Origin of the sequence: Halovivax limisalsi (assembly GCF_023093535.1) — an archaeon.
GTDB classification, from domain to species: domain Archaea; phylum Halobacteriota; class Halobacteria; order Halobacteriales; family Natrialbaceae; genus Halovivax; species Halovivax limisalsi.
In genome coordinates, this window is the sequence record NZ_CP095757.1 from 932506 (window position 1) to 946959 (window position 14454).

Below are 14454 nucleotides of genomic sequence, written 5' to 3' on the forward strand. Positions count from 1 at the left end.
CCCCGCCCGGGGCTGGACCGTCGAATCAGGCGTGTCGGATCTCGACGTGCCAGACGTCGGGTTCGGGATTGCTCGCCTCGTAGGCGAAGCCGCGGTCTTCGAGGACGGTGTACAGCGGTTCCGGCTCGAAACTGTTGATCAAGAGCAGGGATTCGTCGGGGGATAGCTCGCCCAGCGCCGCCATGATGTCGCCGAACGGTTCGCCGTCGATCTCGCGGACGTCGAGTTTGCGGTCGGCGCTTGTCGGATCGAGACTCATACGCTAGGGACCGTGTGGGCAGCCCTATGGGTTCTCCCGATCACGTTCGATCGATCTCCAGCCCCGGGTCGGATGGAACGGACGCGGTCGATCATCCGTCGATCGAACCTCGGATCTGCGCTGACGTGGTCGATCGGCCTCTCCCTGATACCTAGCCGGAGCTCAATCTTGTCCTCAAAACGACGCGATCGAGCAGCTCCGTGGCGAGAAGCGTCGCAACCGACCGGTCTCGCAGCGCCGCCTAGATGACGCGGTTCGTTCCGTTGATAGCCTCCGATCGTGTGTCGTGGGCAATAGTGGGAAGCGTTATCTGCCTGTGGGCAATAGTGGGTACTATCATGAACGTGGACGCCAGAGAGCTCCAGACCAACGAAACTGACGACCGAGGCCGGATCTACCTCGGGACGGAGTACGCGAATAAGCGCGTGACGATCGCGGTGGTGGACGTCGAGAACGACCAGCCCGATGAACGTGACCTCGCAGCCGCCTATCGGGACGCGTCAGAGAGTGCGGAATCCCTGGCCGAGGAGTGGGGCGACACGTCGGAAGACGCGTGGAGTGAACTACCCGAATGAGCGACCGGACGACCGTTCGGCGCGGTGACGTCGTCATCGTCAGGCTCGATCCCGCTGAAGGCCACGAGATGAAAAAGACCCGTCCGGCGGTCGTCGTGCAGAACGACGTCGGGAACGCGAATTCGGGGACGACCATCGTTGCACTCGCGACCGGTACGTACCGCGAGTATCCGTTCGAGGTGCTGGTCGATGCGGACGGGTCACCGTTCGAGAAAGACTCCTCGATCCGTCTCGACCAGGTTCGAGTCGTCTCGATCGATCGCCGGATACACTCCGTCGCAGGGAGCCTCGGCGCGGAAACGATGCGCCGGATCGACGACGCATTGAAGCTGAGCCTCGGCCTCGACTGACCGGCGCTTGGCCACCGTCCACTGATGCGGTGACCCCTGGAAGAAAGCCGGTACAACCGGTCGTATCAGGAATCAGTGCGTTCCGGAACGAGGCGGGATCGTGTCCCGAGCGGGAGGCGCTTGGCGTTCTAGATGACGCGGTTCTGCAGGTAGTCGAGGTGCTTTGCGTTGTAGACGATCTTGACCTCGTCGGTCAGGGCGTGGCCGATGCAGGTCAGGCGAACCTGCTTCTCCTCGACCTCCTCGTCCGAGAGGATCTGCTGCATGTCCATCTCGATCTCGCCCTCTTTGAGGATGGCGGCGCAGTTCGCGCAGGCGCCGGCGCGACAGGAGAAGGGCCAGTCGTAGCCCTGGGCCTCGGCGGCCTCGAGGATGTACTCGCCTTCGTTGACCTCGAGCGTGCCGTAGTCCTCGTCGTCGAGGCCGGCGTCTGCGGCCTGTTCGAAGAGGTCGTCGTCGTCCATGTCCCAGCCGTGATCGTCCAGCACTTCGTAGTTGAGGTATTCTACCGTGGGCATCAGCGGAGGCTTCGGCACGCGTCCTGTAATACCTTGCTGTTGCGACTTGGGTGGTTAATTGCGAGGAATTCCCCCGGCGAGATGGGTTTCGGTCGATCGAGCGGGGTCGCCAGCTGTGTTCGCCCGGTCGATGTTCCGTGGGCCGCTTGGCGTCCGTGACGGCCCAGCCGGTCCCCGACGACGAGCGGTCACGCGTCGTTGCAGGCGGCGGGTCGATCAGAAGCCGAAGACGGGGATCCACCGGAAGGTGAGGTAGGCGCCGACGGTCGAGATGAGCGGGACGACGTTCTGCATGATGATCACGCGCGCGGTCGTCGCCGGGTCGAAGAGATCGGAGGCTCGCGGGATGTCGGTCGGCTCTTCCTCGCCGATCTCCGGGACCGCCTCGCCTTCCTCCTCGGCGGTCAGCGCGCCGACGGAGACGCGCGTCTCCTCGCCGCGGGCGGCCTCGGAGATGCTCGTCGTCCGCGTCGCCCGGCCCCAGCCGAGCCCGATGATGCTCATCGTCGCGATGACGACGAAGCTCGCGGGCACGCCGAGCGAGGAGAGGACGATGACGATGGTCGAACTGACGACCGCGACGATGATCGCGGCGGTCAGCGGCAGGTTGGTGATGTCGTTGCCGAGGGTATCGAGCGTGCGCCGGGCGATGGTGAAACAGCCGACGGTGACCGCGGCCGAGCCGAGCAGGATCAGCGGGTACATGCCGACCTCGCCCGTGCCGTAGATCGGCGCGATCGCGTTCGCGACGTTGCTCGTCCCCGAGGAGAAGGCCATCAGACAGCCGATCGCGACCACGACGACGGCACCGAAGGCCTCGCGGCGATCGCCGCCGCCTCGGAACCGAACCCGCGGGAGGAGCCCGTCGCGTTCGAAGCGGATCAGTAACTCGTCCTCGCTGCCTTCGATCGCGATCCAGGCGTTCAGCCGCGGGTAGAAGTAGCGACCGATGACACCGGAGACCCAGAAGCCCAGGATCGGGGCGACGATCCACCAGCTCGCGATCGACCCCAGTTCGGCCCAGTTGAGTTCGCCGGTCGCGAATCCCAGCGCGGAGATCGCGCCGACGGCGGTCATCGACGTCGAGGCCGGAACGCCCGCGTAGTTGCCGACGAAGAGCGCGCCGCCGATGAAGAAGAGGACGGCGACGTTCGCGCGCATGGTGAAGACGTCCGCGTTCTGCAGCAGCTGTCCGTCCCCGCCGAGCGTCTCGACGACCTGCGGCCCGATGGTGACGGCGCCGAGGAAGAAGAAGAACGACATCAGCGCCGCTGCGAGCACCTTCGAGATGACGTTCGCGCCGACGGCGGGGCCGAACGCGGGGCCGGTCGTCGCGCCGCCGATGTTGTACCCCACGAAGACGGCGACGACCAGCCCGACGCCGAGGAGCGGTGAGAGCACGGTGGTCGTCACTACCCAGGCCGTCCCCGACTAAAAGGACGTTCATCTTCGACGACGGGTGCAGTCCGCCGCCACGGCCGACGATACCGGTCGTCTCACGGACGACGGGGCCAGACACCGTTTCTGACGGCTGGTGTGGGTCCCTCGGCGGACGGAACGGTCAGCGCGGCTCGGCGGCGACTCGACGCCGCCGTGGTTCGACCGGTGATCCCGACGGGTGAACGGTCGACCGGGGAAGCCGACGATCTCGAATCCAGAGGGTTTACCCGGGTTCGTGGCGAGTTCCGTCGTATGAACCCGGTACGCGTCGACGCGATCGTCGATCTGACCTACGGGGCGCTGATCGTGCTCTCGATCGGCCTGATCGCCACGGCGAACACCAACATCGGACTGGCGTTCGGGATCGGCGTCTTCGCGTCCTACGTCGTCCACGTCGTCTGGAAGATGGCCCGCTTCGATCCGGACTGGATGACGACGGCCGTCCGCGAGTCCGTCGAGAAGGAGGTCGGCGAGACGATGGACGAGACGGTCGAGAAATCCGTCCAGGACACGATGGAGCAGACGGTCCAGGAGACGGTCGAGCAATCGGTGCAGGAGTCGGTCGACGAGACGGTGGGCGAAACCGTCGAGCAGACCGTCGGGGACACCGTGGCGGAAACGGTCGGGCCGACCGTCGAGCAGACCGTCAGCGAGACGGTCGAGGAGAAGGTCGGCGAGACGGTCGAAGAGACGGTCGGTGAGACGGTCGAGGAAAAAGTCGGCGAGACGGTCGAAGAGAAAGTGAGCGAGACCGTCGAGGAGACCGTCCCGGAAACCATCGAGGAAACCGTCGGCGAGCAACTGGAGGAGGTAACCGAGCGCGTCGAGTCGGTCGACGAGCGCGTCGACCGCCGCCCGCGCGAAGACGAGGTCGAGGAACTGATCGAGGAGACCGCCGGAGAGTCCGACGAGTCGGCGACCGGGACCGCCGATTCGACGGGCGAGGCGGACGAGTCGGAGCAGGAGGCCGACGAGTCGGGAGTCGCGAACGGCGGCTCGACGGGCGCGAACGCCGATTCGGCGTGACGTCGGCCGCCGTCGTCACCGCACCGACGTGACCGGCACCGGCGAGCGGCGAAATACCTCTTTCGCGACGTTGCCGACCAGGAATCGTCGGGTGACGTCGCTGCTGTGGGCGCCGTGGCCGCCCATCACGATCACGTCGTAGTCGTCGGCCTCGCGGACGATCACCCGGGTCGGGTGGCCCAGTCCGACCGCGGTGTCGATCTCGCGATCGCGATCCGCAGCGACCGCCTCGGCCCGCTCCAGGACGGGTTCGGCGTGATCTTCGGCCGCCGCCTCGACGTCGTCTTCGAGCGCGAGGCCGACGGCGTCGCCCATCAGCATGGATGGGACGCCGACGACGTGGAGGACGGTCACGGCGGCGTCGGGGTACGTCTCCAGCGCGAATTCGAGCGCGCGCTCGGCCATCTCCGAATCGTCCATCGGGACCAGGACGCGACCACTCATGACGGTCCGTACGCCGAATACGGCAATAAGGGCGGTGGTCCGACGGGTGCGTAGGTGACCGCATCGTCGACTCAGGCGATGCCGGGCAGCAGCACGAAGAAGCCGTAGGCAAGCACCGTCGACATCGTCGGGCCGATGATCCACATCGAGACGTACTTGATGATGGCGCCCGGGTTGAACAGATCGCGCGCGTCGAGCGCTTCCGGCCGTTCGGCCTCCCCGATCGGCTGGGCCTCGACGCCATCGGTCTCCTCGGCCGTCAGCGCCCCCATCGCGATCTCGGCGTCACCCGCCTCGCCGGCGACCGCCTTCCGGACCGTGATCGGCCGGGTCGCCCGGCCCCAGCCGAGTCCGACGATCGTCATCACCGAGGCCATGACGAGGCTGATCGGGATGCCCATCCACGAGAGGGTGGTCGTGATCGACGCGGCGGTTATCATGACGACCAGGGCCGCGAGCAGCGGGATATCGCTGAGCTCGCCGCCGACGGACTCCATCGTCCGGCGCGCGATCGTAAAGCCGCCCAGCCCGATCGCCAGCGTCGCGAGCAGAATCGCCTGATTCTCCGGCAGCGCGTCCGAGGCGACCAGCGGCGCGACCGCGTTCGGGACGTTGCTCGCCCCCGCGCTGAACGCCATGTAACAGCCGATCACGAAGACGACGATCGTACTGACGAACTCTCGCGGGGTCGTGTTCGGCCCGAAGCCCGGCGTCGGGAGCCCGCCGTCACTCCGATCGAGCGCGAGCAGCGGTCCCGGCGACTTTTCGATGCCGATCCGCCGGTTCAGCCCCGGGTAGACGTAGCGACCGATGAACGCGCCGATCCAGAACCCGATGATCGGCGTGACGATCCACCACGAGAGGATCCAGGCGATCGTGTCGTAGTTGAGCGTCTCCGTCGCCAGCCCGAGCCCGGCGATCGCGCCGACCGTCGTCATCGAGGTCGGTACCGGGACGCCGAAGACGTTCGCGACGAGGATCCCCGTCCCGATGAAGAAGAGGACGGCCACCCCAGCGGATAGCGAAATTTCGATCGAGATGATCTTCCCCGACAGCGTATCCATCACCTTCCGACCGACGGTCCACCCGCCGAGGAAGACGAAGAACGTCATCAGGCCGGCCGCCGCCGTCTTCGACAGCAACTTCGCGCCGACCGCGGGGCCCCACGCGATCCCGGTCGAGGAGCCGCCGATGTTGAACCCGACGAAGAGCGAGGCGACAACACCCACGACGAGCACCGTCTCTACCATTAGGCCCTCGTTCCCCGCGTTTCCTCAAGAACGTACTGGAAGCGAGCCGTGCGTGCGAATCGACGCGACGCTGGTCGCCTCCGGGGGCCGCCCGGCCGCCTAAACGCCCCAGATCGCGACGATGCCGAGCGTCGTCACGACCGCGAGCAGCAGCTGCAGCGGCGCTCCCACGCGCGCAAAGTCCGTAAACTCGTAGCCGCCGGGGCCGTAGACCATCAGGTTCGTCTGGTAGCCCACCGGCGAGAGCAGCGGGGTCGAGCAGGCGAAGACGACCGCGAGGACGAACGCGTAGGGATCCGCGCCGATTCGCACGGCCACGTCGAAGCCGATCGGCAGCATCAGGACGACGCTCGCGTTGTTCGAGAGCAATTCGGTGAGCAGCGCCGTGAAGAGGTACAGCAGACCGAGCACGAGGACGACGTGTAGATCGCCGACGGCGGCGACCGCCTGTCCGGCCAGGAAGGCCGCCGCGCCGGTTTCCTCCAGCGCGACGCCGAGCGGGATGAGGCCGGCGAGCAGGACGATCACGCTCCAGTCGACGCCGTCCCAGAGTTCCCGCGGTTCGAGGATCCCGGCGGCGACCATCGCGCCGGCGCCCGCGATCGCCGTCACGAGGATCGGCTGGATCTCCAGGGCGGCGAATCCGACGACGCCGGCGACGATGGCGAGCGCGAGCGGCAGTTTCGCCCGGCGGTAGGTCGGCCGGGTGTACTCCTGGGCGACGATGACGTTTCGATCGCGGCCCAGCCGGTCGAGCGCCTCGCGGCTCGCCTGGACGAGCAGCGTGTCGCCGCCGCGCAGCGGTCGCAGATCCATCCGCGTGTTGTGCACGTCCGGCCCGCGTCGCATCGCGAGGACGGTCGCGCCGTAGCGTCCGCGGAAGCTCGCCGTTTCGAGGGTCTCCCCGACGAGTTCCCCGTCGGGAGCGACGATCACTTCCGCCAGCTGCAGATCGGTCGCGCCGCGGCCCCCGCCGGCAATTTCGAGGTCTTCCTCGTCGATTCCCACCCGAGGGCGATGTTCGAGCCCCTCGACGGCGGCGAGGTCGATCACTTCTTCGCGGCCCGTTCGGACGATGAGGACGTCGTCGGGACGGAGTTCTTTCTCGTCGATGGAGGCACCGAACGCGTCGTCGCCCCGGAGCAGGGTAACCGCCTCCAGGTCGACGTCGACGGCTTCGAGCGCGTCCTGGACGGTCGTCTCGACGAGCGGGGAGCCGGCCGGGACGATCACCTCGGTGAGGTAGCCCGAGACGTCGAACTCGTCGGTCAGCGCCTCGCTCGGCTCGATCCGCTCGGGCAGCAACGACGGCGCGACCAGCAACAGGTACGCGGACCCCGTCACCAGCACCAGCGCACCGAGGGCCGTGAACTCGAACATCGAGAACGGCCGGCCGAGGTACTCCTGGCGGGCGACGATCGAACTCGCGAGGATGTTGGTCGAGGTGCCGATCAGCGTGAGCATGCCGCCGAGCATCGACGCGTACGAGAGCGGAATCAGGAGCCGCGAGGGCGAGGTGCCCGTCCGCTCGGCCAGGTCGATCACGACAGGGATCATGATCGCGACCACCGGCGTGTTGTTGACGAACCCGGCCGAGAGACCCGAGACGCCCACGATCGAGCCGAGCTGGCGCCGATCGCTGTCGCCCGCGAACGACGCCAGGCGCTCGCCCAGCAACTGCACCGCGCCCGTCCGACGGACGCCCTCGCTCAGGACGAACATCATCAAGACCGTGATCGTCGCCGGGCTGGCGAAGCCCGAGATGCCCTCTTCCGGCGAGATCGTCGTCCACGGTTCGAGGACGATCAGCGCCGCCATCACGCCGAGGGCGGTCACGTCGAGCGGGATCGGTTGCGTGACGAACAGAACGACCGCGACCACCACGATCGCGAAGACCACGAGCATCGACATCGACAGGGCCGGCGGATCGGCGGGCGTGGCGGCGAGGGACCGGGCGAACGCACCCGGCCGGAGGGGCGAATCGGCCATCGCGATGGAATTGGCGATAGCGCCTGGAACCGAACGTACGACCCGCGTCACGAGAGCCCGTCCCTACACCGTCACGGCCCATATACGTCCGTTTCACCGACCGTCGAGATCACGACCGGCGGAACGTCAGCCTGAATAGCTCGACGGGCGTCGCCCGTCACTCGAGATAGCCCGACGTCGGTCGCTCGTCAGCCGGGATGTTCCGACGCGAATCGCTCCTTCCCGTGTGAATCACACGTCACCCAGGTGAATCGCGCTTCACAGAACGATTAGGTCCCGACCGGCCGTGGCTCCGTTCGTGAACGCAACTGTCATCGGCTCCCAGCTGGGGGACGAGGGGAAGGGCGGTATCGTCGACGTCTTCGCGGGCGACGCGGACGTCGTCGTCAGGTATCAGGGCGGCGCGAACGCCGGACACACGGTCGAACGCGACGGGGAGACGTACGAACTCAGACTCCTTCCGAGCGGCGTCGTGCGGGGCGCCGTCGGCGTCATCGGAACCGGCTGCGTGGTCGATCCGGGGACCCTCTTTTCGGAACTCGACGCGCTCCGCGAGCGCGGTCTCGACCCCGACCTCCGCGTCGACGCTCGCGCCCACGTCGTCCTCCCGCACCACCGCGCCCTCGACGGGATCGAGGAGGCCGCCAGGGACGAGGGCGGTGAGGCGGTCGGAACGACGGGGAACGGGATCGGACCAGCCTACGAGGACAAAGCCGGCCGCCGCGGCGTACGGATCGGCGACCTGACCGACCCCGACTCGCTCGACTCCCGGATCGAGTCGATCGTCTCGCGCAAGCGGCGGCTGGTCGAGCGCGTCTACGACGTCGACCCGGACGAACTGGGGGTCGAGGTCGGCGCCCCAGGCGCCCCCGGAGCGGAGCCGATCGACCCGTTCGACGCCGACGCGATCCGCGAAATCCTGCGCACGTGGGGCGACCGTCTCGAATCCGAGGGGATGGTCGTCGACGCCGGGGCCTACCTGACAGCGGCCGACCGCGAGGGGAAGCGAATCCTCTTCGAGGGGGCGCAGGGGACCCAGATCGACGTCGATCACGGCACCTACCCGTACGTGACGTCGTCGAACCCGACCGTCGGCGGCGCGATTTCGGGCACAGGTGCGCCCCCGACCCTCGTCGCCGACGGCCACGTGATCGGCGTCGTGAAGGGCTACCTCACGCGCGTCGGCAACGGACCGATGCCCACCGAGTTGGCCGAGGATCACGCCGCGGCCGTCCGGGAGCGCGTCGGCGCGTTCGGCACTGTGACGGGTCGGGCCCGCCGGATCGGCTGGCTCGACCTGCCGATGCTTCGCCACGCGGCCCGCGTCAACGGCTTCACCGGCCTCGCGATCACGCACGTCGACACGCTCGCCGGGTTCGACGAGTTGCGACTCTGTACGGCGTACGACCTCGACGGCGAGCGCGTCGAAACCGTCCCCGCCACTCGCGCGGCCTGGGAGCGCTGCGAGCCGGTTTACGCGTCGATGGCGACCTGGTCCGCACCCGACTGGGGCGCCGTCGCCGACGCGGGATACGACGCGGTGCCCGAAGCGGCCCGCGAGTACGTCGAGACCGTCGCCGAGTCGCTCTCGGTCCCGATCGTCGCGGTCGGCGTCGGTCCCGGCCGCGAAGCGACCGTCGTCCGGACGAACCCGCTCGACCGTCGCGACGGCCGATCGGACGCCAGACCGATAACCCCTCGCGACCAATCGACTGACTGACCGATGCCCGACGACGAACGGGGAGCGAACGAAGCCGAGGCGGACGGATCAGCCGGGGGCGCACTCGACGTCGAGACCGCGTTCGCCCTGCTGGCCGACGAGACGCGGGTCGCGATCGTCCGCGAACTCGGCGCGGCGACCGCCTCGCCAGAGACGGGCATCGCCCACCTCGGCTACGCCGACCTCCAGTCCCGCGCGGACATCCGCGACTCCGGCCGGTTCAACTACCACCTCACGAAACTCCGGGGCAACTACGTCGCGAAGGAACCCGAGGGCTACCGGCTCCGCTGGCCCGGGATGGTGCTGTACCGGACGCTCGTCGCCGGCCGGCTCACCGACGATGCCGCGCCGTCGCTGGGGGACGTCGCCGTCGGGACCGACTGCCACCGCTGTGGCGCCCCCATCGAGGTGTCGCGCTACGAGACCCTGGTCCGCGTCCGCTGTGGCACCTGCGACGCGAATTACACCGACATCTACCTCCCTTCCCACGGCCTGATCGACCGGGGCCGAGAATCCCTGCTGTCCACGATCCACCGGCGCAGTCGCTCGATCATGGATTCGATGACGGCCGGGCACTGTCCCTGGTGCGCCCGGGCGGTCGAACCGGAGGTTCACGACGACGAGGCGCTCCCGTCGCGCCACGACACGCGCGATCTCGACGCCTACGCCGTCTATCACTGCACGGAGTGCACCGGCTTCCAGTACGCCCCGATCGCGCAGACGCTGCTCTATCGGCCGGTCACGATCGCGTTCTTCCACGAGCGCGGACGCGATCTCACCGCGATCCCGCGCTGGGAACTCGACTGGGCGGTGACCGACCGAACGACCGAGATTCTCGGACGCGATCCGTGGCGCTTTGCCGTCCGCGTGCCGTTCGAGGGATCGGAACTCGTCGTCGAACTCGACGAGCGCCTCGACGTCGTCGACTCGCGTGTAACGGCGTCTGAAAACCGGGAGTAAACTCGAACCGTCGACCGCACCGAAGTCGAGCTACTGGGTCCGTTATAGAGGCCAAGGAGAATACCCGCGCCCTGAGGCGCGGGATGAATCCGACACTCTGACCGCTAATCCACCGACGACACTCCAGCCGGATATGCAACGCCCGGTCGCCGGTCGCTCGCGGAGAGCGCAATGTTTTCCGCCTTTACTGAGCGATCTCTACCTTCGCGAATTGGACGAATGCTCGTGTCGCATTCGCGTTGTGTATCCATCACTGGTTGGTTCCAAATGTCCCTGTTCGATCCTGGCCCTCCCGGATTCAGCGAAGGCATTTGACCAGCTATCGATCACGACTCGACCGGGGGATTGCAGGGAGGACGACACTCGGCGCTCAGTGATCTCCGTTCGAAGGAAACACACCTTTCACCGCGTGGTGACAACCGATAGCCGATGGTGGGACTGCTCGTCTCCCTCGGTCTCGTCGTTATCGCAACACTCGTTATCTGGAAGGGCAGCGAATACTTCGAGCGGTCCGCAGAGCGCCTCAGCAAATACTACGGGCTGCCTGTCGCCGTCCACGGCGCCATCGTCGTTGCCGTCGGGTCGAGTTTCCCCGAAATCAGTTCCATCGTCATTAGTACGCTCGTCCACGGCGAGTTCTCCCTCGGCGTCGGTGCGATCGTCGGCAGTGCCATTTTCAATCTCCTGGTTATTCCGGCACTCTCAGCCTTCGCCAGCGAGGAATTGGGAGCGACCCGCGACATCGTTCACAAAGACGCGCAGTTTTACATCATCAGCGTTCTCGTCCTGTTCATCACGTTCGCACTTGGTGCGACGTACGTCCCCGGTGGGACGAATCGTGCCGCGATACTGACACCCACGCTGGCGCTGCTCCCGCTTGCCACGTACGGAATTTACGTCTTTCTCCACCAGCAGGACGCCAGCGAACACGTCGCTGACGATTCTCTCGACGTGCGCCCGGCCCGAGAGTGGGGACTGCTTGCGGTAGCTCTGGTCATCATCGCCGTCGGGGTCGAGGGCATCGTCCGTGCCGCTCTCTCACTGGGGGCAATCTTTGGGGCGTCGAGTTTCCTGTTGGGGTTGACCGTTATCGCCGCCGGAACGAGCCTCCCCGACGCGTTCGTCAGCGTTCGCGCCGCCCAAAACGACGACAGCGTCACGAGCCTCACGAACGTCCTCGGGAGCAACACGTTCAATCTCCTGGTTGCGATCCCAATCGGCGTCCTCTTGGCGGGGTCCGCGACCATCAACTTCCTCGCTGCAATTCCGACGATGGGGTTCCTCGCGTTCGCTACGCTCGTTTTCGTCGTGTTTACACGCACGGACCTCGAACTCACCGACCACGAAGCATACGGCTTTCTCTGCCTATACGGATTGTTCCTCCTCTGGATGATTCTCGAATCGATGGGGATCATCGAGACTGTCCGTGGAATGTAATCGATGGTTAGGATCGACTGCACTGATGGATTTGCGCCCTGTGTTCAGCACGGCCGCTGAAACTCGTCACCGATCGAGGGTTTCAACGAGGTCAAACGCTTGGGAATCGACCGTATCTCTTCGTCGCGCTCGAAAGGGTATCCGTTGCGAACAGGCCACCGGATCAATACCGTTACTTTCCTTCCGTCGTTAGTGGATACATGAACATCTTCCCCACCTTCGAGGTGATCCCCGCCGTCGACGTTCAGGACGGCGAGGTCGTCCAGCTCGTCCAGGGCGAACGCGGCACCGAGAAGCGCTACGGCGACCCCGTCGAGGCGGCCGAGCGCTGGATCGACGCCGGTGCGGAGTCGCTGCACCTGGTCGACCTCGACGGCGCGTTCGAGGGCCAGCGGGAAAACGCCGCCGCGATCGAGGCGGTCGTCGAGAGCGTCTCCGTCCCCGTCCAGCTCGGCGGCGGCATCCGCACCGCCGCGGACGCCCGGTCGCTGCTCGAGCGCGGCGTCGATCGCGTGATTCTGGGGACGGCGGCGGTCGAGACCCCCGATATCGTGGCCGAGATCAGCGAGACGCATCCCGACTCCGTGGTCGTGAGCCTCGACGCCAAGGACGGCGAGGTCGTCGTCGAGGGCTGGACCGAGGGGACCGGCCTCGCCCCGGCCGAGGCGGCCGCGCGCTACGCCGACCTCGGCGCCGGCGCGATCCTCTTTACGAACGTCGACGTCGAGGGTCGCCTCGAGGGCATCGACGCCGACCCGGTCCGCGACCTCGTCGCGGCCACGGACCTCCCCGTCGTCGCGAGCGGCGGGGTCGCGACGCTCGCGGACGTCAGGGCGCTTCGCGAGGCCGGCGCGGCCGCCGTCGTCGTCGGGAGCGCGCTCTACGAGGGCCGATTCTCCCTCGAAGCGGCGTCGAAACTCGACGAGGAGTGACGGACGGGCCGTAAGATGGAGCGAACCGACGATCGGAGCGGGGAAGCGGGCGGGAGCGGTGAATCGTCGGCTCGCGGGCTACTGGTTGTAGCCGTGGCCGACGTAGAGGGCGACGACGTTGAGCGCGAGCAATCCGACGAACAGCGTCACACTGGCGAGGCTTTCGAGCCCCTGCACGAGGAGCCCGAGGTGGGCGAACGGAAGGCCGATCGCTCCCCAGAACGAGAGGAACTGCAGCGGGGCCTTGATCGAACGGGCGATTCGGCTCGCGGCGGCGTCGGCCTCGCGGCCGAGCCGAGCGAGCGCGCGGGGTGCGAGGAGGGAGGACTTGGGTTGCACGAGTGGTCACCTCGTATGAGTTCCTCTCGAACCGTACCGTCATATAATGTGACCAATATTGGGGGATTTTCGATCCATTTTACCGCGGAATGGGACGTTTACCCTGGTTTCAAACTGACACAGATACCATTAGACGTTTTACAATCCAATTTGAGGGTGTTTCGGGGATAGTGATTGAAACCGCACACTTTCGCCCTCGAATTGGGTATTCGAACCGACGACTCGATCCGACCGGATCGGCAACCACCCGCGCTCGCGAGCCCGCCCCAACACGGTTCGCTCGACAGCGCGGCCGGAGTTGCCGATCGACCGGGCCGATGCGTTCGACGGGGGTATCCGATCAGGACCGGTCGATACTCGCGCGGCGGCGTCGGTGCCGGCCCGACGCACGGAGAGGCGGAATCGCCTTGTACTCGCGGGCCCGTGACTTGGCCATGAGCGATCGATCCGCGACGGTCACGCGCGAGACCGCCGAGACGACCATCGAGTGTTCGCTCGCGATCGACGGCGCGTGCGAGGCCGACGTCGAGACCGGCATCGGCTTTTTCGACCACATGCTTACCGCCGTCGCGACCCACGGACTGTTCGACCTCGAGGTCGCCTGCGACGGCGACCTCCACGTCGACGACCACCACACGGTCGAGGACGTCGGCCTCTGTCTGGGGAGCGCGCTCGACGACGCCCTCGGCGACCGGAGCGGGATCGTCCGCTTCGCCGATCGCCGCGTGCCGCTCGACGAGGCCGTCGCGAGCGTCGTCGTCGACGTGAGCGGCCGACCGCTCTTCCAGTTCGACGGCGAGTTCTCTCAGGAGTCGGTCGGCGGACTGACCAGCCACATGGCCCGCCACTTCTGGCGCTCGGTCGCGACGACCGCCGGTCTCACCTTGCACGCCGAAATCGACGGCGAGAACGCCCACCACGAGATCGAGGCGCTGTTCAAGGCCGCCGCGCGCACCCTCGACGACGCGACGCGGGTCGACGACCGCCGCGCCGAGTCGACGCCGAGCACGAAGGGCGAACTGTAGGCGTCGCGGGCCGCGACCGAAATCGTCGACCCTTCGTCCTGCCCGGCCGCGAAACCGTTTTTCCCGTCCGGCACGGACTGGCTTCCATGTACCGCCGTTCCCGGCGACCGAGCCCCCATAGACTCTCGCACCCCGAGACGTGCGAGCGACGGGGCCGGGGACGGCATCGTCCACATGTGGCCGTTCGCAC

Annotated in this window: 15 protein-coding genes; 8 read left to right on the forward strand and 7 right to left on the reverse strand. The window is 67.0% G+C overall.

The genetic code is table 11. The annotated features are described in order from the left end of the window. Positions 1 to 25: 25 nt before the first annotated feature. Positions 26 to 259 (reverse strand): DUF2249 domain-containing protein, encoded by a 234-nt coding sequence (locus tag MXA07_RS04070; RefSeq protein ID WP_247730776.1) that lies wholly within the window; start codon positions 257 to 259, stop codon positions 26 to 28. Positions 260 to 597: 338 nt separating this feature from the next. Between MXA07_RS04070 and MXA07_RS04075 the strand changes: the two genes are divergently transcribed. Further along, the gene (locus MXA07_RS04075; RefSeq protein ID WP_247730777.1) at positions 598 to 834 is read left to right on the forward strand and encodes a hypothetical protein; all 237 of its coding nucleotides are present in this window, start codon (positions 598 to 600) and stop codon (positions 832 to 834) included. Further along, positions 831 to 1184: a type II toxin-antitoxin system PemK/MazF family toxin gene (locus MXA07_RS04080; protein WP_247730778.1), complete on the forward strand. Its 354-nt coding sequence runs from the start codon at positions 831 to 833 to the stop codon at positions 1182 to 1184. The genes MXA07_RS04075 and MXA07_RS04080 overlap by 4 nt, the downstream gene beginning before the upstream one ends. 128 nt (positions 1185 to 1312) lie before the next feature. On the opposite strand, the gene fer is transcribed toward MXA07_RS04080, so the two are convergent. Both fer and MXA07_RS04090 read right to left on the reverse strand, forming a co-directional pair. Next, positions 1313 to 1702, reverse strand: coding sequence for a ferredoxin Fer (fer, locus tag MXA07_RS04085; RefSeq protein WP_247730779.1), 390 nt, complete (start codon positions 1700 to 1702; stop codon positions 1313 to 1315). 216 nt (positions 1703 to 1918) lie between these two features. Next, positions 1919 to 3115, reverse strand: coding sequence for an inorganic phosphate transporter (locus MXA07_RS04090; RefSeq protein WP_425492194.1), 1197 nt, complete (start codon positions 3113 to 3115; stop codon positions 1919 to 1921). A gap of 279 nt (positions 3116 to 3394) precedes the next feature. Between MXA07_RS04090 and MXA07_RS04095 the strand changes: the two genes are divergently transcribed. Then, positions 3395 to 4168, forward strand: coding sequence for a DUF485 domain-containing protein (locus MXA07_RS04095; RefSeq protein WP_247730780.1), 774 nt, complete (start codon positions 3395 to 3397; stop codon positions 4166 to 4168). Between the two features lie 15 nt (positions 4169 to 4183). Here the strand turns inward: MXA07_RS04095 and MXA07_RS04100 are convergent, their stop codons facing one another. The 3 genes from MXA07_RS04100 to MXA07_RS04110 all read right to left on the reverse strand — a co-directional run bounded on the left by MXA07_RS04100 (position 4184) and on the right by MXA07_RS04110 (position 7851). Continuing rightward, positions 4184 to 4612, reverse strand: a complete 429-nt coding sequence (locus MXA07_RS04100; RefSeq protein ID WP_247730781.1) for a universal stress protein — start codon at positions 4610 to 4612, stop codon at positions 4184 to 4186. Between the two features lie 71 nt (positions 4613 to 4683). Further along, positions 4684 to 5862, reverse strand: coding sequence for an inorganic phosphate transporter (locus tag MXA07_RS04105; RefSeq protein ID WP_247730782.1), 1179 nt, complete (start codon positions 5860 to 5862; stop codon positions 4684 to 4686). A 99-nt stretch (positions 5863 to 5961) separates the two neighbouring features. Continuing rightward, positions 5962 to 7851: an SLC13 family permease gene (locus MXA07_RS04110; protein WP_247730783.1), complete on the reverse strand. Its 1890-nt coding sequence runs from the start codon at positions 7849 to 7851 to the stop codon at positions 5962 to 5964. 298 nt (positions 7852 to 8149) lie between these two features. Between MXA07_RS04110 and MXA07_RS04115 the strand changes: the two genes are divergently transcribed. The 4 genes from MXA07_RS04115 (at position 8150) to hisA (ending at position 12900) form a co-directional block, all read left to right on the forward strand. Beyond that, the gene (locus MXA07_RS04115; RefSeq protein WP_247730784.1) at positions 8150 to 9571 is read left to right on the forward strand and encodes an adenylosuccinate synthase; all 1422 of its coding nucleotides are present in this window, start codon (positions 8150 to 8152) and stop codon (positions 9569 to 9571) included. Between the two features lie 3 nt (positions 9572 to 9574). Further along, positions 9575 to 10531: a DUF7351 domain-containing protein gene (locus tag MXA07_RS04120; RefSeq protein ID WP_247730785.1), complete on the forward strand. Its 957-nt coding sequence runs from the start codon at positions 9575 to 9577 to the stop codon at positions 10529 to 10531. Between the two features lie 429 nt (positions 10532 to 10960). Further along, complete coding sequence (locus MXA07_RS04125; RefSeq protein WP_247730786.1) at positions 10961 to 11968, forward strand: sodium:calcium antiporter; 1008 nt, start codon at positions 10961 to 10963, stop codon at positions 11966 to 11968. A 200-nt stretch (positions 11969 to 12168) separates the two neighbouring features. After that, positions 12169 to 12900 (forward strand): 1-(5-phosphoribosyl)-5-[(5-phosphoribosylamino)methylideneamino]imidazole-4-carboxamide isomerase, encoded by a 732-nt coding sequence (gene hisA, locus MXA07_RS04130; protein WP_247730787.1) that lies wholly within the window; start codon positions 12169 to 12171, stop codon positions 12898 to 12900. Positions 12901 to 12978: 78 nt separating this feature from the next. Here the strand turns inward: hisA and MXA07_RS04135 are convergent, their stop codons facing one another. Continuing rightward, positions 12979 to 13239: a DUF8028 family protein gene (locus MXA07_RS04135; protein WP_247730788.1), complete on the reverse strand. Its 261-nt coding sequence runs from the start codon at positions 13237 to 13239 to the stop codon at positions 12979 to 12981. Between the two features lie 434 nt (positions 13240 to 13673). On the opposite strand from MXA07_RS04135, the gene hisB reads away from it, so the two are divergent. Then, entirely contained in the window at positions 13674 to 14264 is a 591-nt protein-coding gene (hisB, locus tag MXA07_RS04140; protein ID WP_247730789.1) for an imidazoleglycerol-phosphate dehydratase HisB, read from the forward strand. The last annotated feature ends 190 nt before the right edge of the window (positions 14265 to 14454 follow it).